Origin of the sequence: Foetidibacter luteolus, assembly GCF_009650435.1 — a bacterium.
Lineage (GTDB): Bacteria > Bacteroidota > Bacteroidia > Chitinophagales > Chitinophagaceae > Foetidibacter > Foetidibacter luteolus.
In genome coordinates, this window is record NZ_VVIP01000003.1 from 234,589 (window position 1) to 258,454 (window position 23,866).

The following is a 23,866-nucleotide window of genomic DNA, read 5'->3' on the forward strand; positions in this document are numbered from 1 at the left end:
AAAAGATGCCATGAAATACCAACCGATGAACGTAGTGATTATTATTTGTTCTTTCACTGAAAGACCAAATAATAACAAAACCATGTTTGCAACGAAGCCTACACAAAGTACCGAACCCTGGGCACCAAACCTTAATCATGCTCTATAGATAGCAGGGCCCTTAAATAGCACGGATAGACTTCTAAAGAAAACCGTGCTACTCAAAGGCCCTGCTTGTTTAATAAAAAAATTGCAGCCAAATAGAATGATGGCTTAGTACGAAACTTGTAAAAGCGCTCCATCACCCAATGAGGTTATGTACCAACACTGAGGGCCGGTTTGCTTGATGCCTGCGGGTAAATTAAGCCCTGTAGTAATGGGCTTTACTGTGTTGCCGTTAACCAAAAGCAATGAACCGGTGTTGGGAACAAAACCTGTGGCGCCAAAACTGCCGAAATGCAATACCACGCGGTTGAAGAGGTTTCCCGGGGTGATGCCTGTAAGTGTTGTTAAGCCATCCTGGTAAACCGATACTTTGCCAGACGTGGAGACTTTATAAACTACTGCCTGCTTATCAAGAAATGGAAAACCGGTAAGCGTAGACACCAGGAAGCTGGAGCCGTCGAAAATAATTCCGGTTGGTACGCCCTGTATAGTTGGCGGGCCTACAGGCGTAGGATTTTTTGCTTCGGGGAATTTAGCGAATACGCTGTATTTACCGGCGCTCTTACGTTTAATAATCGCGTTAGCCCCGGCATCTACAATGTAGATGCTGCCATCAATGCATTTTATGAGATGATAGGGGTGGCTGTCGTTAGGTGTTACAATCTTTTGTGAGCGCACCCAGGAGCCAATATCTTCATACGGTAATTTGCTGGCATCAATGGGTTCATCACCTGGCTTAAATGAGCTGACATCTATGCTGTATAAAAAGTCAGCGGCCAGTATGTATAAAATTCCATTGTCCAGGATGAGATTGGCAGGCCCTTCCGGCTCTCCTGATAATGCATTCTTGATGGAGGATAAGTTAATAATAGCGTCATAGGCCATCATCTTTTGTTCTCCTTTTATAAAACCGGGAGCTATTACTACCACCTTTCCATCATTTTTTGTAGTGCCGGTTTCTGCAACCCAAATATTTCCTTTCCAGTCGGTTTCTATTCCCATCGGCTCCTGCAAACCTGTGACTATCGTGGTTACTTTAACCGATGGTGGTTCAGGATCTTTTCTGCAACCGCTAATGAATAAAATAAGCAGAATGAGGGGTGCGTAAAACAGTTGGTTTTTGGACAAAGCAAGCCGTTGTGGTGATTGTTTCATTGGTTTTGATGTTTTATTTGAGTGAAAATTATATACGTAGTGGTTTTGCAATCAGGATATATATGGCTGCGGAGCAACCCAATATAAGCACACCGGATTAAAAAAGCAATCTTTGGAAATTTCTTTTTTATACATTTTTATTATTTCGGTAGGCGCCGCAGGAACGGAACATGCTGATAACGGGAATTTGAGGTTTACAACTTTCTAATTGCACTATGCTGATGGCTATATGGGCGGTAATCTCATCACTTTTTTAGATGTTTTATCACTGACATGCTTTTAACTGAGGAAATAGCATTGTGAGCCGATGTTGCAATGTTTATTTTATGTAAGCAGCAAGCTGTGAACCGGCAAATGTTTTACTACTATTTCTTCTTCAACTTTCTGTATAAAGTGGTGCGGTGGGAAATAATGCTTGCATAAAAGAAACAAAATGAGGGAAGAATGAAATAAGCTGCCAAAGTAAAACAGTACCAATTGAATATCATTGCAGGGCGACAGAATAATGAATTAAAGTAATGGACAATAACAAACTAGGTACAAAGCCGCATTATCAAATTTTAGATGGGCTACGGGGTGTAGCAGCTATTATCGTGGTATTGTTTCACCTTGCCGAACCGCTTGCCAGCAACCATTTTGACAATGTTGTAAACCATGGTTACCTGGCGGTTGACTTCTTCTTTCTTCTGTCTGGCTACGTTATGGGTTATGCGTACGATGACAGGTGGGACAAGCTAACCATCGGGGGCTTTCTCAGGCGCCGGTTTGAGCGGCTGCAGCCGCTTGTTGTATTGGGTATGACGCTTGGCGCTATTACCTTTTACTATACTGACTCAACTATATGGCCGCTTATTCATACAGTTCCGCTATGGAAGCTACTTGTTGTTATGTTGATTGGGTGGACAATTTTACCCATACCACTTTCTATGGATATACGTGGCTGGCAGGAGATGCATCCGCTAAACAGCGTTGGCTGGTCGTTATTTTTTGAGTATATAGCCAATATTCTCTATGCCCTGGGGTTAAGAAGGTTATCCAATAAAGCGTTGGCTTGGTTTGTGGTACTGGCGGGTGCAGTGCTTATGCATTTTGCTGTTACTAACCCGAACGGGGATGTTACCGGTGGCTGGACACTTAATGCCCAACACATGCGTGTTGGGATAACCCGAACGATATTTCCATTTTTTGCGGGTTTGCTTTTGTCAAGGGTGGCGCGGCCTACCCGGATCAAAAATGCTTTTTTGTTGTGTAGCCTGCTGGTTGCTGCTGTTTTGTTTATGCCGCGGATTGGGGGTGCGGAACATCTTTGGGCAAATGGTTTGTACGAAGCGCTTTGCATTATCATTGCGTTTCCACTTATAGTATATATCGGCGCCAGCGGTGTGGTGCACAATAAAACGGAAAATAAAATCTGTAAGTTCCTCGGCGATATTTCCTATCCCCTATACATGACCCATTATGTGCTTGTTTATTTTTACGTAGCCTGGGTTAGCAATCACAGCGGTATTAAATTAAGTGGCGCCTTACCTTATGCGCTGCTTACATTTTCTGGGGCAATGGTATTGGCTTATTTAAGCCTGAAGCTGTATGATGAACCGGTAAGAAAGTGGTTACGGAAGAAGATGAAGTAGGTAACCAGGAGGAATGAGAGATTTATCAAACATTAAATGGAACACGGATGACATGGAAAGAACGGATACGCAGGATTTTTAATGCTGCATTGCGGCATCAGCCGTGAAAATCCATACTTTTCTTAGCGTGTAAGTTTAATTTTTAATGGATGTTTTCGCGAATGCGAAAACAAATATTGAGAATCCATTTTATCCGTGTCATCCGTGCTGCTTTTGTTTCCTCTAAAAGTGTACACACGATAGCTACAAAGTGTGCGGCGTAACAAAAGCTTAATAGCATCACTACGCCTTAGTACATAAAATAAAAAGGTTGCTTTTTTACGAAGCAACCTTTTCCACGTAACAAACATTTTATTTTACCACTGTTACTCTTAAAAAGGTAGCAGGTATAAGTGTTGTGTTAATGTCTGTGCTTTTGTTCTGGCTGGTAAACAATGTTTCAAGCTCCTGTTTTAATGCTTCAGCTTTGCCATCCTTTTCTGCAGCTTCAAAAGCATTCATGGTGGGGCCATAATACATCCTGAACCTGTTTAAAAATTCTGCCGGTGAGAACGGCGCCCTGAAGTTGAACGTATCTTTTTCAAACGTGATATTTTCTTTTGCAATGCCCGCCTGCGTAAATCTTTCTGTTACGTTGCTTTCCACGCCCCACAGCATCGGGCTTACAAAACCTTCTGGTGGCGGTGGTGTATATGCAGAACTGATTTTTAGAATTTGTGCAACGAGTGTGGGGTCGCCTGGTATCCAGTTACCCATAATAATACGGCCGCCGGGTTTTGTAACACGTACCATTTCTTTTGCAACATCAAAAGGTCGTGGCGCAAACATGGCCCCGAAAATAGTTACGACTACGTCAAAAGAGGCGTCTTTCAATTCATGCAGGTTTGATGCATCGCCTTCAACAAAATTACAGTTAGTGATGCCTGCAGCCTTTGCACGTTCGTTGCCTGCCGCAACCAGGTTGCCGGCAATGTCTACGCCGAGAACGCTGGCGCCCAACTGTGCTTCCGGTATGGCAGTTGTGCCATCCCCACAACCAAGATCAAGAACGGAAAGTCCTGGTGTGATGCCGAGTTTGGAAACGAGTGCTTCGCCACTTTCCCGCATGGTTTCTGCAAGTTTTGTAAAGTCGCCCTTTTCCCAAAGGGCTTTGTTTGGATTCATTGTATGATGTTTTAAAAGTTAGGAGATAAAATGTTCTTCATTTTATCATACTACAAAAATACCGCGTAGATGCGCCGGAAGCATGATTATAAAGGTCAAAGATGTTACTCAGAAGTTCATCAGCTTATTTTATAAGGCTTTAACAGCAGCCAGTGAAACACTTTACTTTTTGAACAGGTATAGTTATTTTTATTAGCAAATCATTCCCCGGTACAATGGTTAACTTTTATGAAAAAGTACTGCAACAACCAGATTATTACAGGCAATTTGTTTGTAACAGCAGCCTCATAACGGCATTTAACTGCCCTATGGAAGCAAAACTTACAAAAGCCCGGTATGCAGACCTCTGGACTCAATACAATTACCTTTTTTATGTAATAGGCGGCAGGAAAATATGGCACACATGCAAAGGCACTTATGATATACAAAAAGATAGTTGCGTGTTTGTAAGAAAAGGCGCTTTTATACTGGAACAATTACTGGATCAGGGTTTTTGCGTGGTATTATTTTTTATACCTGATGAGTTTATACGCAATACGCTGCAGGCAAAAACGAAAAAGCTGCACAGCTTCGACAAGCATTATGAGCCGTTAATGGTATTGAATACCAGCGATACACTGGTTGGGTTTTTTCTATCTATGAGTGCGTATTTTGCTGAAGTGAAAGAGCCCGACTCCGCGTTGCTTGAGCTTAAATTTAAAGAGTTGGTATTAACACTTGCAGACGATAACAGCAATACTGAACTGCTATCGTATTTTTCTTCGCTGATGCATGAGCCACAGTCTGTAAGCCTGCAGCGTATTATGGATGACAACTATTGCTTTAACCTCAGGTTGGAGGAATATGCCAGTTTGAGTAACCGCAGCCTCTCTACTTTTAAAAGAGACTTCGGGAAAATATACAATACCACACCCGGCAAATGGTTAACGGAAAGAAGGCTGGAGCATGCAAAACGTTTATTGAGCAATATGCACAAAACAGTTAGCGAAGCTGCTTTTGAAAGCGGGTTCGAAAACACTTCGCATTTCAGCCGGGCATTTAAAGAAAAGTTTGGCGTTTCTCCGGCCGCTGTAAAATAGTGATGTTTTTACCCGCTTTTTACAGTTGTGGCGTCACCCGTTGAGTTGTCTTAACAAATAAAAAAGGCGGGAGCCTTTAATAGCTGCCGCCTTTTCTAAGGGTAGTTCTGTTGTTTTCTATTTACCCTTTAAAGTATCCTCATGGTAATAGCTTACACTGCCATCAAGATCAACTTTAAGTATCAGTTCCTTATTATCCTTTTTAAGTGACACAAAATAGTTGGAAGGGCTGTCTTCATACCCAAACATTCTGGAATCTACGTAGGGGTCATTGTCGGTAAACAAAATAGTTTCTTCTACTGTATAGTCTTTGTATTTGTTATTGATGTGCTCTTGTGCAGAAGCCGGCAAAGCGTAAAAATTTGCTGATTTTATCGTTCCTTCCAGTGTGCCATCGCTGCTAAAAAAGGCGTTGGCCGAAGTGGTACCCTCTACAAAGGTTGCCTTTAAGTATTGTTGATCCCAACTCCAGGATGGATTGGAAACATCGGGGAAATTGGCGTTAAAAGAGCTGCTTACAGTTGCAGGAATAAAGAGTGTGGTTTTTTTAGCTGTGCCATGTGCTGCGGCGGATAATGTTGCCAGTGTAAATGCGGCGATGAATATCTTTTTCATAAAAAGTGTTTTTGAAATTTAAAAGATGCATGTACAGATGGCGCATGTTTTTATTTGTTTAATCAACTATTGTTAAACATTTGTTGCCGAAAATGCTTTATCGTTTTGTTTGCATTGCCCCCTGAGTAATACCTGTACCATAAATGGTGGGCGAAAACCTAAGCCTGTCGAGATTGCTGCATGGCGGAAAGGGCCTACCCCATAGCAGTTCTTTGCTGGCCCCATAACAAAAAATCCCGCGGAAGAATCCGCGGGATGATCACATGAGAAAACTGCTTATGTTTATGCTTACTTTACTTCTTTTTTGTAAACGGTTACTTCGCCGCTTGAGTAGATTTTCAATACTACGCGTTCGTTATCTTTTACTTCAGATACATAGTAGCTAACGCCATCCTGTACACTGTCAAATTCAATAGCTTCAGTTGCTGTATAACCGGCATACTTTGTATTGATTGTTTTTAAGGCTTTAACAGGTAAAGCGTTAAGGGTTACTGCACGGCTTGTGCCAATCAGTTCACCTTCTTCGTTATAGAAAGTTTCCATATTGAAATCGTTCCAAACGAAAGATGCTTTTATGTATCCTTCACCTGTTTTCCAGGTTACGTTTTTAGCGTCTTTAAATTCTGTAGAAAAGCTTTTGAAGGCTTTTGAGTTGGTTGATGTACCAGCGGCTACTGCGGCTGTTGAAACTGCTACCAGCATTGCGGCGGCGATGAATAACTTTTTCATGGTTTAATTTTTTAAGATTAGTTGTTTGTTGTTGTGTTTGTTTGATGAGTCAAAAGTATAGCGCAAACTTGCACTGTAAAACAGGATAGTGACTGAAGTGCGGGTTACGTGGAATGAAATGTACAAACGGCAGAATAAACTCATCATAGCTGTTGTGGTAATCCGCTGAAACGCTTGCCTGTAAAGCGTTTGGAAAAAAGTGTTATTGAAAATACAAAAACAGTAAAACAAGGGTTAAAATATAGAACTGGTATTAACAAAATGTTTCAATGGCGTATTCAGTACAGACATGTGTTGAAGTGGTTTTGTCATTCTTTAATTTCAATAACCGGCAATATGCTTTTTCTGTGCGTAAACTGGCGTACTGCGCCCCGCGGTGCTACATCCGGGTATTGACGCTCCGCATCAAATACCATTTGCGTTACTTCCAGTTCTTCTCTTATGATGCGGTTATTCTCCTGCCCGGAACTAAGGGGTATTATGTAAGTAGTAAATGCCGGGCGGGATGCGGCCGACTCAGGAAACAGCGGGCAACCAAGCAGCATCTTTACTTTGCTGGTTGTACCGCTGCCCGTTTTATTGTTACAATCTATCTCAAGCACAGAAACGCAATCATCGCCAGTACTTTTCAATGGCCACACAGACCGGCGCTGTTGCTCGGCTATAAAATCTTTGCTGTCAGTATAATTGTTTTTAATGTAGTCTGCAAGCCTGGTAATCCTGCCGGTATATTGTTGGCCAATAGTAAAGCCTTTTATGTACCTGCGCTGCTGGTTGCCTTTTAATCCTTCTGCTTCTTCCACCTTCAGGTCATCATACAAATAAGTGGTGAGGTTGGCAAAACGTACCAGCTTGTACGCTATGTACCTGTTAAAGTTGGTAACCAATATTTTGCTGTTGCCGGTTCTCTCGTTTGTAACCAGTGTGCTGGCATTGCTGTTGTGTGCCTGCAGGCGGTTACGGACAGTATTAACCTTTGCTGTAGATGTTACCAGGTAAAAAGATTTTATCATTAGCCCTTCCCATATATATGTTCCGCCCTGGTAATTGGCCAGGTCGTTTACGGTGCCAGCCCTTGTAATAACCGCATGGTTAATTGTAAGCCTGGCAGCATCGCCGTTGTTGTTAAGCCCAAGCAAATCCAGCATATTCAGTTTCAGGCTGCTGTTAAAAGTTTGCGCATCATTAAAAGACCTGTCAGAAAGCTGCTGCACTTCTGCCATGCCTGTTGTGTCCGCAAAGGGTATTGAAGCTTCAATATTCTCTTTCCATTGGGCGCCCAGGGCAATATTGTCTGTCGGAATTTTTAACAGGCGAAAACCTGCAAAATATGGTTGTGGCAAAGCGTTGCTTTTGTTGGTATATCGTGTTATGCTTCCTGTGTAGTGGCAGCAACAAAAGCAGAAAAGTATGGCCGGCAGTACAAGCGGTTTATAATGTTTCATCGCTTATATTATTTATCGTTCCGGTATGGGCAAGCTATCATAAAAAAGGTACGCACATTTTCAGCAAGCAGGGGCCTGTTATATTTGGGCGGTTAGCCAACATGATTAATGGGCCTTGTTTGACAACGGAATTTTTATTGGCCCATCAGGAGGAACAAGCATTAAACTTCCGTTGCGTCGCACTCTTGTGCTGTTGGATACGCTATGCAGCTTTTTTTACCGTGTAGATAAATGGCGCGGTGATATACTTTCATGGCCTAACTGATGTACGGTGGGCCGTTGGAACAGAATTCCTGTTGTTGAATGGCTGCCGGACAATGTCATTAAGTAAAGAAGAGAGACTTCGTTCCTTGCGCCGTAGGTGCTACATGTTTGTAGAAATAGCATACAACAAGGGAATTATGCCGCATAGCGGCTACCCTGAAGCGACGATTGGGTAGCCACTACGTGGCATCCGTTCATCTAAAATGATCTTGTTTCTACAAACAGGCAGCCCCGATGGGGCTTAACTTAATGACATTGGGCTGCCGGATTGAAGCACAACCGAGCCAAAGCAACATTCAGTTGCCTTGACGACGGTTGCGAACGCAGTTCTCCCCGCTGAAGCCTTGTGCGCCTGCTCTTGTGGCGGAGTTGCAGTACAATTGAGGAAAAGCAACTGAATGTTGCTTTGACGAAGATTGCGAACGAAGTTCTGCCGGAACTGCAGCCCACGTAAAATAATATTGCCGAAAGTCCCAAATCATCCAACATGCAACAGCCTGCAACAAAAATGGACAAACCGTATTGCCACGATTTGTCCATTTTTTGTTACCCGACCTGGATTCGAACCAAGACTATCAGAGCCAGAATCTGAAGTACTACCATTATACTATCGGGCAATGCGCTAAAGCGGCGGCAAATTTAAGAACTTCAGGCATAAAATCATCAAAATCGCTAACCAAAAATAAAAACAGCGGCCATATGCATGTGCCGCTGTTGAAATACCTTAGCCATAACTTATTGCAAATGTGCCTGAATCTTCTTTTCCAGCATGGTTTTAGGTACTGCGCCAATCTGCTTATCCACCACCTGGCCATTCTTGATAAAAAGGATGGAAGGCATGCTGGTAATGCCATACTTAACAGATAGTTCCGGGTTGTAATCTACGTTAACTTTACCCACGTTTACCTGCCCTTCATACTCAACAGATAAGGCTTCAATCACCGGACTAATAGCCCGGCAGGGGCCACACCATTCAGCCCAAAAGTCCACAACGGTTAATTTTTCTGTTTGCTGGGCTGTGCCGGCAAAGTTGCTGTCTGTAAATTCTGCTACCATATAATTTTGGTTTATAATTTTAATAATGGGTGTAAAATTGGGTAACGCATTCCAATAAAACGCATCTAAAGAAAGAATGTGTGATAGACAATATCAATCAACCGCCACCAATAAACTTATATTTGCCGCCATCAACCGCTTCATGTTTTGAAAAGAGTTATCTGTACAGTAACCAACGACCTTACCTACGACCAGCGTATGCAAAGGATATGCTCTTCCCTTGCCCGCAATGGGTTTCAGGTATTGCTGGTGGGCAGAAAACTTGGTACATCAAAACCTTTGCAGCGGCAGCTATACAGGCAAAAGCGGCTGTATTGCTTTTTTACCAAAGGCTTTGCTTTTTATGCAGAGTATAACCTGCGCCTTTTATTTTACCTGTTGTTTTGCCGGCGGGCTATTATTTGTGCTATAGACCTGGATACCATTTTGCCCTGCCTGTTTGTTGCCGGTATGCGCAGGTTGCCAAGGGTGTACGATGCCCATGAGCTGTTTACCGAACAAAAAGAAATTGTAACCAGGCCCACTGTGTACCGGGTATGGAAAGCGATAGAAAAATTTGCGGTGCCCAGGTTTAAGAATGGCTATACGGTTAACGGTTTTATAGCTGGCGAGCTAAACAGGCGGTACGCTGTTAATTATGGTATGGTGCGCAACCTGCCGTTGTATAATGCATTACCACAGGTTACAATAAGTGAACCGCCAATTATACTTTACCAGGGCGCCGTAAACCATGGCCGCAGTTTTGAAACCCTTATACCTGCCATGCGCTACGTAAATGCAAGGCTGGATATTTACGGCCATGGAAATTTTTATACGCAGGCGCAGCAGTTAATAACACAGCACCAACTGCAGTACAAAGTGTTCCTTAAAGGCTATGTAGAACCGGCGTTGCTAAAACAAATTACGGCACAGGCTGCCATAGCGGTTATGCTGTTTGAAAAAACCGGGCTTAACCAGTATTACTCTCTGGCCAACCGCTTTTTCGATTATATTATGGCGGCGGTTCCGCAGCTTTGCGTTAATTACCCGGAGTACAAGGCAATCAACGATGTTTACGGCATTGGATACATGATTGACGATACGGATACGGAGACTATTGCTGCCGCCTTAAACAAAATGCTGGCCGATACTGTTCTATATAATAGTTTAAAAGCTAATTGCCTAAAGGCGAGGGAAGTATTGAGATGGGAAGAAGAAGAAAAAAAGCTGCTGGCATTTTATAATCAACTGGTAGCTGAAAAAAAAGAACAGTATGTTTAGGGCGCCTGCCCATGCTAAGGCGATGGGCACCGGGCAGAACGGCGTTCGCAACCTTCGTCAAAGCAACATTTAGTTGCTTTTTCTCGGTTGTGCTTATACTCCGGCACAGAAGCCAACGCACATTGCCTTCACCGGGGTATCCGCCGCAATCCCTGGCGCAAAGTGTAACAGGCTGCTTCTTTGGTAGAAAGGCTTTAGGAAAAGTACGATTTACGAAGTACGAAGTACTTTTATTTAAAAGGCGCAAGATGTTTGAAGTACAATAAAAAAAGGAGCAGGAGTATGCTGTTCTTTTTACAACTTTTTAGAAAGCTGTTTAACAACAGTCAGTTGCACTAAAGTACTTCGTACTTCGTAACTCTTGCTTAATCAATCAAACAACACTTCTGGAAAAGCATCTGCACATCATATCGCTCAATGTTCCTTACCCGGTTGATTACGGCGGGGTGTACGATCTTTTCTATAAGCTTCCAGCGCTTCAGTTATTGGGTGTGCAAATTCACCTGCATTGTTTTGACTATGGCCGTGGCCCCCAGCCAGAGCTGGAGAAATATTGTGCTTCGGTACAGTACTACCCCCGTAAAACAGGCATAAGCAGCCTTTCGTTAAAGTGGCCTTACATTGTACACAGCAGGCAAAACGGGCAATTAATGGCCAACCTGTTAAAAGATGATTATCCTGTTTTAATGGAAGGCATACATTGCACCTGGCCATTTATGGACAGCAGGTTTGCGGCCCGTAAAAAGTTTATACGCCTGCACAATGTAGAGTACCGGTATTACCAAAGCCTGGCAAAACACACCGGCAACTTCTTTAAAAAATTATTTTTTTATAATGAAAGCAGGCTGTTAAGGCAGTATGAAAAAAAGGTAGCTGCAAGGGCCGATGGTTTATGGGCCGTATCCCAGGAAGATGCAGGCCTGTACCGGGATGAGTTCGGTGCTTCCGCTGCGCATTTTCTGCCGCTTTTTATACCGCCCTGGCAGGTAAGCAGCGGTGAGGGAATGGGCAGCTATTGCCTGTATCATGGGGATTTAAGCATTAACGTTAACGAAAGAATGGTAATGTGGTTGCTGCGTTCGGTTTTTAACCGGCTGAACCTGCCGCTGGTAATAGCAGGCAAAAATCCGTCGGCAAGCCTTACACGGCTGGCGGAAAAGCAAACCAGTACCTGCCTTATCGCCAATCCCGGCGAAGCGGATATGGCCGATATCATTAGCAAGGCACATATAAATATCATTCCATCATATAGCAGTACAGGTATTAAAATAAAGCTGTTAAATGCCCTGTACAACGGGCGGCATTGTTTGGTAAATTCCGCCACGGCCGCAGGCTCTGGCATGCAGCAACTTTGCCATATTGCCGATACTGCCGAAGCCATGAGGCAAAGAATTGAGCAGCTATACCACCAGCCTTTTACACTACAGGAAAAAGAAGTGCGTACGGCTGTGCTGCAACAACATTTTTGCAACAATACCGGTGCTAAAAGAATAGTAGAATGGATTTGGGGGTAACAGGAACGGCCGTTAACTGCTGCAGGCTGTTGTTTGCGCATAAACCGGAATGCATAAGTTGCTGCATGTTGCACCAGCGGGTGAGGGATTGCAGCGGATACCCCGGTGAGGCCATCGCAGCAGGGCTTTTGTGCCGGAGTATGAGCGGAAAGCCCGACCCCTTGCGATAGCTTGGGGGCACCCCCAAAAATTTGTCGCAAAAGAAGAAAAGAATTTGCTGTGGGCAACTTTAAACGGCAACCGTTGCACTGTCTATCACCTTGCTTTTTTCGGTTTTCAACATGCGGGATGGATAACGGTTGATTACAATAAAATCGTGTGTGGCCATTACAATGGCGGTTCCGTAGTGTTTGCAGATATTAAACAGCAGTTGCATTATTTCGTCGCTGGTTTCCGGGTCAAGGTTGCCGGTAGGCTCATCGGCCAGCAGCAGTTTGGGGGAGTTAAGCAAGGCACGGGCTATATCTACACGTTGCTGTTCGCCACCGCTCATCTCAAAAGGCATTTTAAAACCCTTGCTTTTAAGCCCTACTTTTTCCAGTACGTCATTTATCTTTTCTTCAATCAGTTTTTCATCTTTCCAGCCGGTGGCCCTTAAAACAAACTTAAGGTTTTCATGCACATTACGGTCTGTAAGCAGTTGAAAATCCTGGAAAACCACGCCCAGGTTCCTGCGGAGAAAAGGCACTTTTTTCCAGTTCATTTCCTTAAGGTTAAAACCGGCCACGGTAGCTTCTCCTTCTTTCAATGGTAGTTCGCCATATAATGTTTTTAAAAGGCTGCTTTTTCCGGTACCGGTTTTGCCCACCAGGTAAACAAATTCGCCACGGTTTATGGTAAAATTCACGTCCTGCAGAATAAGGTTGTTGCCCTGGTAAATATTTACATTACGAACGGATACTACTGTTTCAGACATAACACTTGATAAATTCGGTTCAAATAGTAAAAGTCAAAGTTAACCCCCTGTGCCCATAAAAATGCAAAACATGTTCACATTCAATTAACTAAAAAAATAGTTTTATAACTAAATATTTAGTTGTATGTTTGAAAAGTAATCCCACTAAAAAGTGTATCATGAAAAGTAAAGAACAGGTAAAGCCCCTTACCAAGGCAGAGGAGCAGGTTATGCATGCCTTATGGAAAATAGAGAAAGGGTTTTTAAAGGATATAATAGAGGAAATGCCGGAACCAAAGCCGCATTCCAATACCGTGGCTACTATTCTTAAGATATTGGTAGATAAAAAATTTGTAGATACGGAAACCTTTGGCCGCATGCACCAATACCAGCCGCTGGTAAGCAAAGACGCCTATTCAAAAAACACGCTTACGGGGGTGGTGAAAAATTATTTTGGCGGCTCTTTCAGTAAAGCCGTTTCCTTTCTTGTAGAAGAGAATAAGTTAAGTGTAGATGAGCTGGAACTATTATTACAGCAACTTAAAAAGAAATAACGATGCAAGCCTTTTTACTCTACCTGCTTAAATCTGTTATTTGTTGCGGCATCATGCTTACCTATTACTGGCTGGCATTGCGCAATAAACAGTTTCATTACTATAACCGGTTTTACCTGCTTTGTGCGCTGATGATAAGTTTAACGGTGCCGGCGCTGGATATTAACTGGTTTTCTTTTGAAAGTGACAGCGACAGCGCAGTAGCCCTGATGAATGTTTTATACATGCAGGCCGGTATGCCGGAAGTAGTGATAAAAAGCGGCAGCGGCTTTGCCTGGCAGGATGTTGCGCTAACTGCTATTGTTGCCATAGGCGCAGGGATGCTGCTGTTGCTTGGCGTACGTATTGCACGCATATACAGGCTAAAAAGCAAATATCCCTGCACAAAGATGAACGAGTTTGATTTTGTACAAACAGATTTGCAACAGGCGCCTTTCTCATTTCTCAACAACCTGTTCTGGCGCAACGACCTTACCCTTGAAGACAGCACCTGCCAGCAAATTATGCAGCATGAAATAACCCATATTAAACAAAAACATACCTGGGATAAGCTTTTTATGGAAATTGTTCTGGGCGTATGCTGGATGAACCCCTTTTTCTGGCTGATGCGTAAAGAGCTCTGGATGATACATGAGTTTATTGCCGATGAAGAATCCGTAAAAGATAAGGATGCCGCCGCCTTTGCCGCCATGCTGCTGCAGCAGCAATATGGAAGCGCTATTTTCTCGCCGGCGCAGGCATTCAATTATTCACCTATAAAACGAAGATTGCAAATGCTTACCACATCAAAAGAACCGCGTTACAGCTATGCCCGCAGGCTGATGGCGTTGCCACTGTTGGGATTGGTTGTTTTTCTGTTTGCCTTTCGCTTGCACAAGAAAGAAACACTTGAGCTAAAAGAAGGCTTTGATTTTTATGCAATTGCCGATACCACAAAAAACAAGGCAAAAACTGATACTTTGAGTTTTAAATCGTTGGGTAGCCAGGATTCTGTAATTGAAGTGAGAATGGCAGAGGTACCTTTGGAAGAAAGCCATGATTACGGAACATACGATGGTAAAAAAATAACCGACGTTTTTGTAAACGGCCAAAGGACGAAAGTAATACTTACGTTAGATGATAACAGCACCCGCCAGGTAAGCTTTGAAGAGGCGAAGAAGCAGGGTATAAAACTGCTACAGGCAGGAACTGTAATAGTGCCAGGGGATGGAAATGTATTTAAAATTATGGCAGACACCATTCGTATAAATAGCGCTGAAAATATAACCAGGCGGCAACCTTTGCTGGTGGTTGACGGAGAAGTAACAGAACAGCAAATTGCGGAGATAAAGCCCGATGACATAGCCGCGATTAATGTGTTGAAAGGTGATATGGCTGTTGTGAAATATGGTGACAAGGCAGAATTTGGCGTACTGGAAATTACTACCAAAGAGGGTAGTAGTAAAGCAAAGCAATATACAGGTACTGGATATTATGAAAAGCCAGACGTTACAGCTAAAGAAATACCTTCCGTGACTTATACTGGTACGGCCATACATAGTTACTGTGTAGACCCTAAAAATATCAACGAAACTGATATTGAAAAGGTCAGCAGGGAATTTGCTGATAATGGTTATGAACTGAGCATAATTAATAAGGGAGATTTACTAAAAATTGTACTAAAATCTCAAAAGGCTGTTGTAAACAAATCTTATAGTATAAGGGATTTGCAAAGTGAAGGGAAAGCAGTGTTTGTTACAGCCAGTGATAATGGTATTTCAGTACAGCCAGCTTATATTACAATTTCAATTAAACCAGCCCGTGTAACGAGTGTTGCGGGTGTAAATGTTAAAGACGTTTATACCGGTTCCCGGGCCCAGGCTAAATTTCCTGGCGGACAAAATGCATGGCTTGCTTACCTGCAAAAGAATGTAAAAACGGAAACGCCGGTAAAAAATGGAGCGCCACCCGGTACTTACAGCGTATCCCTGGCTTTTACCGTTGACACAGATGGCAAGCTTTCTGATATAGCAGCCCTAAACAACCCTGGCTATGGCACCGTTGAAGAAGCGATACGTGTAATGAAAAACGGGCCTGCCTGGCAACCTGCCACTTTAAACGGCAAACTCGTTAACATACGGCAAAAACAGGTTATTACTTTTAAAGTAAGCAAATAGTTTTAGTGCAGATATATAACAAAAAGGGGCTTGTTTTTACAAGTCCCTGTTTGTTTATAAGTATCATAATTCGTTGGAAGATTTTCTATATCGTTTAAGTCTTTGTGGCTACAGTTTTCCTTAAGCTTGTTGTTATTAAAAAATCAGCATGCTTAACGTTACGATGCTTAATAAACAATCCACCCGTCTTTTACTTTCAGGTGCAATTCTTTTTTGTCCGCGGCTTCAACCCGGCCTACAACCTTAGCATCAATGTTAAATTGTTTTGCCGCTTCTATCATTTTTGCAGCACTGGTTTCGCCGGTAAAAATTTCCAGGCGGTGGCCCATGTTAAACACCTGGTACATTTCCTTATCATCAGCGCCGGAATTTTCCTGTATCAGTTTAAAAATAAAAGGCGCTTCAAAAAGGTTGTCCTTAACTACTTTCAAAGGCTGCGGCAGGTATTTCATACACTTGGTCTGGCCGCCGCCACTGCAGTGTATAACCCCGTCAATATCATCAAAATATTCTTCCAGCAAAACTTTCATTAACGGCGCGTAAGTACGGGTAGGGCTTAGTAATAATTTCCCGATAGTAAGTGGTATGTTGTTTACAATAAGCGAAGTTTCGTCAACCAGGCGGTTTTTGCCAATATACACCACATCATCCGGCAGGCTGGGCTCAAAAGTCTCAGGGTACTTTTCCGCATAGTATTTGGCCAATACATCATGCCTTGCGCTGGTTAACCCATTGCTGCCCAGGCCGCTGTTGTATTCCGTTTCGTAAGTTGCCTGCCCATTGCCGGCAAAGCCGACAATTACATTCCCCGGCTTTATTTTGTTGTTGGTAATAATTTTGTTCTTTGGCCATCTTGCCATCATAGTACCATTTACGGCAATGGTCCTTACCACGTCGCCTACATCGGCAGTTTCGCCGCCGAGGTATTGAATATTCACACCAAATTTTTTCAGTTCGTCAAAAAATTCCTGTGTGCCGTTGATTACCTGTTCCAGCACTTCGCCGGGAATAACGGATTTATTACGGTCTATGGTTGAAGAAAAAAGCAGGTTGTCACAAACACCCACGCATAACAGGTCGTCAAGGTTCATAGCAACGGCATCCTGTGCAATACCCTTCCATACGGTTGCATCGCCGGTTTCTTTCCAGTACAGATAAGCTAAAATGCTTTTGGTGCCGGCGCCATCAGCGTGCATAATGTTGATGAAATTCTCATCGCCGCCAATAAAGTCAGGGTACATTTTACAAAAAGCATAATCATACAGGCCCTGGTCAAGCTTTTGTATGGCCGCATGCACTTCTTCTTTCTGGGCGCTAACGCCACGCCGGGCATACAGTCCGCCACCATCATTAGCTGGTGAATATTGCAGGTTAAAATTTTTCATGAGCAGCCGCAAATGTACGTGCTAACAGCCGAAGTGTAAAGATGGTATTTAATGGTACAGGCTGTGGTTATCATGGCAGCTTCGTTGTAAACATGGTTTTGTTATTATTTGGTCTTTCAGTGAAAGAACAAGTAATAATCAATCCTTTCATCGTTCGGTTCATTGGGCGGCTTTTCAGAACCGGGTAGGAGCCGCGAAGTCTTCAGGGCTTCGCAGGGCGGCATTAAACTTTCAAGAAAAGAAGCATTAAACAACCAAAACCTGGCGCACATTGCCGGGTAAAGAACAAGGCGTACAAGAGTGCGACGCAAGTAAAGCCTCATTCCTGCACTGCCGCCGGGCCCCAAAAAATCTCCACAATTTTCAAATGCTCCCTTAGTTTTGCGCCACATTATGCAGGTACACCGTGATTTGGAGCTTTTACCGTTGTTTAAAAATGCTGTTGTAACCATCGGCACTTTTGATGGTGTGCACCTTGGCCATCAACAAATTATTACACAATTAAAAGAAGAAGCGGCAAGGATTAACGGAGAAACAGTGATCATCACTTTTCACCCGCATCCCCGCAAAATTGTACACGACAGACCCTCCATTCACATACTTTCTGTATTACAGGAAAAAATAGCATTGCTACAGGCAAAAGGCATTGACCACCTGGTTGTTATACCCTTTAATGAGACATTTGCAGACCAAACCGCGGAAGCCTACATCCGCCATTTTCTGTTTGAGAAGTTTCACCCACATACGGTAATTATCGGGTACGACCATAAATTTGGTAAAAACCGCCGTGGGGATTATCATTTGCTGGAAGAGTATGGCGCCCAACTGGGTTTTGAAGTGAAAGAAATACCTGAGCATGTACTGAACAATGTAACCATCAGCTCCACCCGCATACGGGAGGCCTTGCTTAAGAGCGATCTGGCTACGGCCAACAATTACCTGGGCTACGATTATTTTTTTGAAGGTCTGGTGGTGGATGGCAATAAACTTGGCCGTACGCTTGGTTACCCCACAGCCAATTTGCATATTCAGGACAATGAAAAACTGGTGCCCGGCAACGGTATTTATGTGGTAGAAGCAGAAATTGTAAGTTCTGGTTTGCCAAAGGATGATGGTAACGAATCCTACCCACCACTCGCCACTCCCCACTCGCTTCTTAAGGGGATGATGAGCATTGGCATACGCCCCACCATTAACGGCAAAAACAGGGTAATAGAAGTTAATCTTTTTGATTTTAACTCAAACATATACGGACAAACCCTGCGGGTGTATGTAAAGAAATACCTGCGGGAAGAGTTGAAGTTCAACAGCCTGGGGGAACTTACTGCTCAACTGCACAAAGACAAGCTGGACTCCCTCGCTTTTTTTAACATTGCTCACTAATTTTCTCCCGGATATCTTTGCCCATTATGCGCATAGCGGTTACAAGGCAAAAAAACATTTCAGGCTACCAGCAATACCTTTTTGATTTATTAATGGGCATGGCTGCCTCCGAAGGTTGGCACATCAACAATAGCGGCCAGCCCTATCTGACGGAAACCTTTGAAAATACGCTTGACATAATTGTTATAAGGGCTGGTGGCCAGTTTCAGTTAAAATGGTTTTATGAAATGCAGTTGCCCGCTATGCTAAAAAAACTGAAAACAGATGCTGTAATACACCTGGATGGCTGTCTTTCTGTGCGGGCAAAGCAACCACAGCTATTGGCAGTGGATTACGATCCCGAAACTGAAAAGGGTAGCCATAACCCATCTTTGCCGCAAGCTTACAGCCGAAAAAAACTGTCATCGTTTACCAGCCATGCGGCCGCTGTTATCAGCTTTTCAGAAAAGGTAGCTAATGAGTTGAGACAGTTACAACCTGCGGCTAATGTTACTACAATTTGCCCGGCGGCTGAAGACAGGTTCCTGTCGCTGGAATGGGAACAAAAAGAAGAAGTAAGGGTAAGATTTACAGATGGCAACGAGTTTTTTTTGGTGTGTGCAGACTTTACGAGCCAGGAGATGGTCTTGAACCTGCTAAAGGCTTTTTCAATTTTCAAAAAATGGCAGCAAAGCAATATGAAACTGGCGCTTACCGGCAGGTTGCTGTTTGATCAAAAGAATTGGCCGGAAAAATTTGGCGCCTATAAATTCAGGGATGAGGTAAAACTTATACCTGAAGCCAGCCTGGAAGAATTGGCAGAATTAACGGCCTCGGCATATGCGTTTATTCACCTGGGGCAGGAGGAAAGCGATACGCAACCTTTACTACGAGCTATGCGGGCAGCTACCGGTATAATTACTATCGAAAAAAGCAGTTATAAAGAAACCTGCGGAGATGCGGCCCTTTACATTAGCAGTACCGAACCCCTACAGCTTGGGGAAAACCTGGTGCGTATATATAAAAACGAACAAATGCGCAACCTGCTTATACGCAACGGGTTGCAACGTACAGAAAGCTTTAACTATCAGCAAATACAGCAGCAGCTACGGAATTTGATAATTGCGGCCATTTAATACACGCTTTGCAAGTTTATAGCTAACCTCATCAGGGCGAGTGGGTGAGAGGTTAATACCGAGAGGGGAGGCGAATAAATTGTACATCCCACATCATACATCTGCCATTATCATGGGGTGCCCCCAAGCTATCGCAAGGGGTCGGGCTTTCCGCTATTACTCCGGCACATAAGCCTGGCTGCGATGGCTTCACCGGGGTAACCGCTTCAATCCCTCACCCGATAGTGAAACACGCTGCGGGTTGTTATAAGCCATCTGTTACAAGTACTGTATAATGGGTGGTATGGGCAAAATCCTTAAATGCGCCTGCGAAACGTTTAGTCGTTACATTTGCAGCCTTAATAAATTAACAATGCCCACATCTACCATAACAATAGACGTTGAATTAGGAAAGGACAAAGTGCCTGAAAAAATATACTGGAATGCTACAGACAGTAGTGCGGATAATGCCCAGCAGGCAAAAGCCATGCTGCTGGCCTTTTGGGACGCGGCCGATAAAAGCGCCCTGCGCATAGACCTTTGGACAAAAGATATGATGGTGGATGAAATGGCTGACTTTTTCTACCAAACCATCATGACCATGGCAGACACTTATAACCGCGCTACCCAGCAGCCGGAACTGGTTGCCGACATGAAAAAGTTTGCCAAAGACTTTTTCAACAAGTTCAGGGAATTGCAGGCTAAGGAAACCAAATAGTATCAAACTAATAAACTTATAATATGAGCCTGGAAGCTAAAATTATGGCCGACATGAAAGAGGCCATGAAAGCCAAAGACGAAGCTGGCCTGCGTGGCCTGCGTGCTATTAAAGCTGAAATTATCAAAGCCAAAACTGAGCCTGGCGCTAATGGCCAGGTTACCGAAGATGGAGAATTAAAGCTGCTGCAAAAGCTGGTAAAGCAACGTAAAGATTCACTGGAAATTTTCCAGCAACAAAACCGGCCAGACCTGGCACAAAAAGAGCAGGAAGAAATAGCCGTGATAGAAAAATTTTTACCCCAACCCTTAAGTGAAGCCGAGCTAAAAGATGCCATTGCTGCTATTATAGCACAAACAGGCGCCAGCTCACCCGCCGATATGGGCAAGGTAATGGGAGTTGCCACCAAACAACTGGCGGGCAAAGCAGAAGGCAAAGCAATTTCCACATTGGTGAAGGAGTTGCTGGCCAAATAAGCTGGCGTTAGTAACGTTTAATTACTGCAATATTTATAGCCGCGTATCGTTTTTACGCCATGTATTAACGATATTCGGTTTTTTATTGCCTTATGCTGATTGATATCATTTTCGCGGTACTGATGGTAATGGCCATTTTTAAAGGGTACAGCAAGGGCCTTATTGTGGCCGTGTTGTCATTATTAGCTGTTATAATAGGGCTTGCAGCCGCTATGAAGCTTTCTGTGGTGGTAAGCGAATGGCTGATGCACAATACCCATATAGGTAAAAGCTGGCTGCCGCTTTTATCGTTTGCTATTGTAATGCTCGCCGTAATTTTTGTAATACGCTGGATAGCCGCTCTTATACAAGCCAGCGCCGAAACCTTAATGCTCGGCTGGCTTAACAGAATTGGCGGCATGTTGCTCTACGCTTTACTCTATGCGGCCATTTTTAGCGTTGCACTCTTTTACCTTACCCAAATGCATATTATTAAGCAGGAAACAATACAGGCCTCGGTAGTGTACCCGGTAGTTGAGCCTGTTGGCCCCTGGGTTATTAACGCTTTTGGCAAGGTGATACCCCTGTTCAGGGATATGTTTGAGCAGTTACAGGCTTTTTTTGAATCTGTTGCCAACAAGGCATAGGTTTTATAACCCTTCAAAATGTCGGCTTTTCAACCTTGGGGCTGAAAAGCCGCCCAAAGAACAGAACGATAAACGTAGTGCGACGCAACGATGCCGCCATGAAATACTGCCGCCCGTCACCAAAAACTCCCAGCCAATTACCCAAATTATCTTAACGTTCTTTCTTTTACATTTGCTCACTTAAGCCGAGTGTATGATAAACAGGAAAACGGAACCCGCTATTAAAGACGCGGTTGACTTTAATTTACATCTTAAGAACTTTGAATACTTTGAACTGGACAATGGCGTGCCGGTATATGCCATTAATGCCGGGGCACAGGAGGTAGTGCTGGCTGAGTGGGTGTTTTACGCCGGTAACTGGTACGAGGAAAAGAATATTGTGGCCGCTACAGCCAACCATTTGCTTAAAAATGGAACTGTTGGCAAAAACGCGTTTGCCATTAATGAGCATTTTGAGTTTTATGGGGCTTATCTTAACCGCAACTGCTATAACGAAACGGCCAACATTACCCTGCATGCGCTAACAAGGCATTTGCCGGAGCTGTTACCGGTGGTGGCAGAGATAATTTCTGACTCGGTTTTTCCTGAAGAAGAGCTGGCCATTTATCAGCAAAACCAAAAACAAAGGCTAAAAGTAAACCTGAAAAAGTGCGACTTTGTTGCCAACCGCCTTATTGACGAATATGTTTACGGGCTTAGCCACCCTTACGGCAAATACACTACAATGGCTGATTATGATGCCTTGCAGCGGGATGAAGTAGCCCGGTTTTATAACCGCTTTTACAGCAAAGGCAAATGTATTTTGTTTGTAGCGGGTAAACTGCCTGCTGACATACAGGCGCAACTGAACAATGCTTTTGGTAAGCTGCCCCTTAACAAAGAAACGCTTCCCATTGTACAGCACGCACAAGTGCTTGCCATACAAAAGAAATACAATGTTGTTAATGATGAAGCCGGCGTACAGGGCGCCGTTAGGCTTGCCAGGCCGTTTCCTAACAGGCACCACGCGGATTTTCCTAAAGTGCAGGTACTTAACAATATTTTCGGTGGCTACTTTGGCAGCAGGCTGATGAGTAATATAAGGGAAGATAAAGGTTACACTTACGGCATTCACAGCCATATTCAGAATCACATACAAAATACGGCGCTGCTGGTAAGCACAGAAGCGGGCCGGGATGTTTGCGCTGCCACCATAAACGAAGTGTATAACGAGATGAAGGTGCTGCGTGAAGAACTGGTGGATGAGGAAGAACTGCACCTGGTGCGCAACTATATGATGGGTACCATACTCGGCGACCTTGATGGCCCCTTCCAGATTATTGCACGCTGGAAAAATTACATTCTCAATAACCTTACAGAAGATTATTTTTATAACAGCATCAATACTATTAAAACAATCAGCGCTGAAGAGTTGAGGGAACTGGCCAATAAATACCTTGTGCCGGATGATTACTTTGAGCTGGTTGTGGTGTAGTGCGGCTGGCTTTTTCCAAACCGGGCATCAGCGGCCTGGCTATAAAATAAGTTATGGGCAAATTCATTGGTAAAATATTGGTAACAGCGCTGGCGGCTATTATTGTTTCGTACCTGCTGCGTGGGGTTAGCATAAAAAATGGCACATCAGCTGTAATGCTGGCGCTTGTGCTGGCATTGCTAAACGGTTTTGTAAGGCCGGTGCTTATTGTACTTACCATACCCATCACTATTTTTACACTTGGCCTTTTTCTGCTGATAATTAATATGCTGATTATAAAATGGTCATCTTTAATTGTGCCGGGCTTTAGGGTAGATAACTGGTGGAGTGCTTTCTGGTTCAGCATACTGTTGTCGCTGGTAACCTACCTTATAGAATCGCTGATAAATAAGCATGAGCGAAAAAATGAATAACAGCGTTATTGCATAAAAAAACTCCCGCCTGGCGGGAGTTTTTTATGCAATATGGTTAAGCTTTTTTTATACAGACATCATTTCTTTTTCCTTTGCGGCCAGGTGTTTATCAACCAGCACAATATGTTTATCTGTTATGTCCTGAACGTCTTTCTCCGCATCTTTGGCAACATCCTCGCTAAGGCCGTCTTTTTGCAGTTTCTTAATCATTTCCATCGCATCCCTGCGTATGTTACGTATGGCCACCTTGCTGTGTTCTCCTTCATTACTGGCTTTCTTAAAAAGCTCTTTCCTCCTTTCCTCGGTAAGCGGTGGTAAAAACAGGCGTATTTGCACACCATCATTTTGCGGCGTAATACCAATGTTAGCCTGCATAATAGACCTTTCAATAGCCGCCAGCATATTCTTTTCCCAGGGCTGTATGCTGATGGTTTTGGCATCCAGCACGGTAATATTGGCTACGTTTGATATAGGCGTAGGGGAGCCGTAATAATCAACATTAATACCGTTAAGCATTGCCGGAGACGCTTTGCCGGCCCTTATCTTGGTAAGTTCCACTTCAAGATGGTCAATGGCTTTCTTCATAGATGTGTTAACGTCATCCAGAATAAGTTCCAGTTCTTCCTGCATATACTT

22 protein-coding genes and 1 tRNA gene are annotated in these 23,866 nt (G+C 43.6%); 13 read left to right on the top strand and 10 right to left on the bottom strand.

Going from position 1 to position 23,866, the window contains the following annotated elements:
* Positions 1–252: 252 nt before the first annotated feature.
* Positions 253–1,299, bottom strand: a complete 1,047-nt coding sequence (locus F0364_RS01060) for a ScyD/ScyE family protein (RefSeq protein ID WP_153795887.1) — start codon at positions 1,297–1,299, stop codon at positions 253–255.
* A gap of 518 nt (positions 1,300–1,817) precedes the next feature.
* Between F0364_RS01060 and F0364_RS01065 the strand changes: the two genes are divergently transcribed.
* Complete coding sequence (locus F0364_RS01065) at positions 1,818–2,930, top strand: acyltransferase family protein (protein WP_153795888.1); 1,113 nt, start codon at positions 1,818–1,820, stop codon at positions 2,928–2,930.
* Between the two features lie 351 nt (positions 2,931–3,281).
* On the opposite strand, the gene F0364_RS01070 is transcribed toward F0364_RS01065, so the two are convergent.
* Positions 3,282–4,094: a class I SAM-dependent methyltransferase gene (locus tag F0364_RS01070; protein WP_153795889.1), complete on the bottom strand. Its 813-nt coding sequence runs from the start codon at positions 4,092–4,094 to the stop codon at positions 3,282–3,284.
* Positions 4,095–4,309: 215 nt separating this feature from the next.
* Here F0364_RS01070 and F0364_RS01075 point away from each other — a divergent pair, with 215 nt between their 5' ends.
* Entirely contained in the window at positions 4,310–5,173 is an 864-nt protein-coding gene (locus F0364_RS01075) for a helix-turn-helix domain-containing protein (RefSeq protein WP_153795890.1), read from the top strand.
* Positions 5,174–5,290: 117 nt separating this feature from the next.
* Here the strand turns inward: F0364_RS01075 and F0364_RS01080 are convergent, their stop codons facing one another.
* The 5 genes from F0364_RS01080 to trxA all read right to left on the bottom strand — a co-directional run bounded on the left by F0364_RS01080 (position 5,291) and on the right by trxA (position 9,282).
* Positions 5,291–5,788, bottom strand: a complete 498-nt coding sequence (locus F0364_RS01080) for a hypothetical protein (RefSeq protein ID WP_153795891.1) — start codon at positions 5,786–5,788, stop codon at positions 5,291–5,293.
* A gap of 288 nt (positions 5,789–6,076) precedes the next feature.
* Positions 6,077–6,517 carry a hypothetical protein gene (locus F0364_RS01085; RefSeq protein ID WP_153795892.1) on the bottom strand — a complete coding sequence of 147 codons (441 nt, stop codon included), beginning with the start codon at positions 6,515–6,517 and terminating at the stop codon, positions 6,077–6,079.
* Positions 6,518–6,825: 308 nt separating this feature from the next.
* Entirely contained in the window at positions 6,826–7,962 is a 1,137-nt protein-coding gene (locus tag F0364_RS01090; protein ID WP_153795893.1) for a hypothetical protein, read from the bottom strand.
* Between the two features lie 810 nt (positions 7,963–8,772).
* A tRNA-Gln gene (locus F0364_RS01095) sits at positions 8,773–8,843 on the bottom strand.
* Between the two features lie 118 nt (positions 8,844–8,961).
* Positions 8,962–9,282 (bottom strand): thioredoxin, encoded by a 321-nt coding sequence (trxA, locus tag F0364_RS01100; protein ID WP_153795894.1) that lies wholly within the window; start codon positions 9,280–9,282, stop codon positions 8,962–8,964.
* A gap of 147 nt (positions 9,283–9,429) precedes the next feature.
* Between trxA and F0364_RS01105 the strand changes: the two genes are divergently transcribed.
* Positions 9,430–10,542, top strand: a complete 1,113-nt coding sequence (locus tag F0364_RS01105; RefSeq protein WP_235920979.1) for a glycosyltransferase — start codon at positions 9,430–9,432, stop codon at positions 10,540–10,542.
* 491 nt (positions 10,543–11,033) lie between these two features.
* A complete protein-coding gene (locus F0364_RS01110) occupies positions 11,034–12,056 on the top strand; it encodes a glycosyltransferase family protein (RefSeq protein WP_235920980.1) in 1,023 nt (340 codons plus the stop codon).
* A 229-nt stretch (positions 12,057–12,285) separates the two neighbouring features.
* Here the strand turns inward: F0364_RS01110 and F0364_RS01115 are convergent, their stop codons facing one another.
* Positions 12,286–12,972 (bottom strand): cell division ATP-binding protein FtsE, encoded by a 687-nt coding sequence (locus F0364_RS01115; protein ID WP_153795896.1) that lies wholly within the window; start codon positions 12,970–12,972, stop codon positions 12,286–12,288.
* Between the two features lie 158 nt (positions 12,973–13,130).
* Here F0364_RS01115 and F0364_RS01120 point away from each other — a divergent pair, with 158 nt between their 5' ends.
* Both F0364_RS01120 and F0364_RS01125 read left to right on the top strand, forming a co-directional pair.
* Positions 13,131–13,505 carry a BlaI/MecI/CopY family transcriptional regulator gene (locus F0364_RS01120; protein ID WP_153795897.1) on the top strand — a complete coding sequence of 125 codons (375 nt, stop codon included), beginning with the start codon at positions 13,131–13,133 and terminating at the stop codon, positions 13,503–13,505.
* A 2-nt stretch (positions 13,506–13,507) separates the two neighbouring features.
* Positions 13,508–15,661: a M56 family metallopeptidase gene (locus F0364_RS01125; RefSeq protein ID WP_153795898.1), complete on the top strand. Its 2,154-nt coding sequence runs from the start codon at positions 13,508–13,510 to the stop codon at positions 15,659–15,661.
* 167 nt (positions 15,662–15,828) lie between these two features.
* Here F0364_RS01125 and F0364_RS01130 read toward each other — a convergent pair whose 3' ends face one another.
* Positions 15,829–17,046 carry an AIR synthase related protein gene (locus F0364_RS01130; protein ID WP_153795899.1) on the bottom strand — a complete coding sequence of 406 codons (1,218 nt, stop codon included), beginning with the start codon at positions 17,044–17,046 and terminating at the stop codon, positions 15,829–15,831.
* A gap of 393 nt (positions 17,047–17,439) precedes the next feature.
* On the opposite strand from F0364_RS01130, the gene F0364_RS01135 reads away from it, so the two are divergent.
* The 7 genes from F0364_RS01135 to F0364_RS01165 all read left to right on the top strand — a co-directional run bounded on the left by F0364_RS01135 (position 17,440) and on the right by F0364_RS01165 (position 23,230).
* Positions 17,440–18,429, top strand: coding sequence for a bifunctional riboflavin kinase/FAD synthetase (locus F0364_RS01135; RefSeq protein ID WP_153795900.1), 990 nt, complete (start codon positions 17,440–17,442; stop codon positions 18,427–18,429).
* A 26-nt stretch (positions 18,430–18,455) separates the two neighbouring features.
* Entirely contained in the window at positions 18,456–19,544 is a 1,089-nt protein-coding gene (locus F0364_RS01140) for a glycosyltransferase (protein WP_153795901.1), read from the top strand.
* 352 nt (positions 19,545–19,896) lie between these two features.
* On the top strand, positions 19,897–20,241 hold the full coding sequence (gldC, locus tag F0364_RS01145; RefSeq protein ID WP_153795902.1) for a gliding motility protein GldC: 345 nt from the start codon (positions 19,897–19,899) through the stop codon (positions 20,239–20,241).
* A 23-nt stretch (positions 20,242–20,264) separates the two neighbouring features.
* Positions 20,265–20,717 (top strand): GatB/YqeY domain-containing protein, encoded by a 453-nt coding sequence (locus F0364_RS01150; protein WP_153795903.1) that lies wholly within the window; start codon positions 20,265–20,267, stop codon positions 20,715–20,717.
* Between the two features lie 92 nt (positions 20,718–20,809).
* Positions 20,810–21,343, top strand: coding sequence for a CvpA family protein (locus tag F0364_RS01155; RefSeq protein WP_153795904.1), 534 nt, complete (start codon positions 20,810–20,812; stop codon positions 21,341–21,343).
* 193 nt (positions 21,344–21,536) lie between these two features.
* Complete coding sequence (locus F0364_RS01160; RefSeq protein WP_153795905.1) at positions 21,537–22,817, top strand: M16 family metallopeptidase; 1,281 nt, start codon at positions 21,537–21,539, stop codon at positions 22,815–22,817.
* Positions 22,818–22,870: 53 nt separating this feature from the next.
* On the top strand, positions 22,871–23,230 hold the full coding sequence (locus F0364_RS01165; RefSeq protein ID WP_153795906.1) for a phage holin family protein: 360 nt from the start codon (positions 22,871–22,873) through the stop codon (positions 23,228–23,230).
* 66 nt (positions 23,231–23,296) lie between these two features.
* Here F0364_RS01165 and frr read toward each other — a convergent pair whose 3' ends face one another.
* The gene (frr, locus tag F0364_RS01170) at positions 23,297–23,860 is read right to left on the bottom strand and encodes a ribosome recycling factor (protein ID WP_153795907.1); all 564 of its coding nucleotides are present in this window, start codon (positions 23,858–23,860) and stop codon (positions 23,297–23,299) included.
* Positions 23,861–23,866 lie beyond the last annotated feature (6 nt).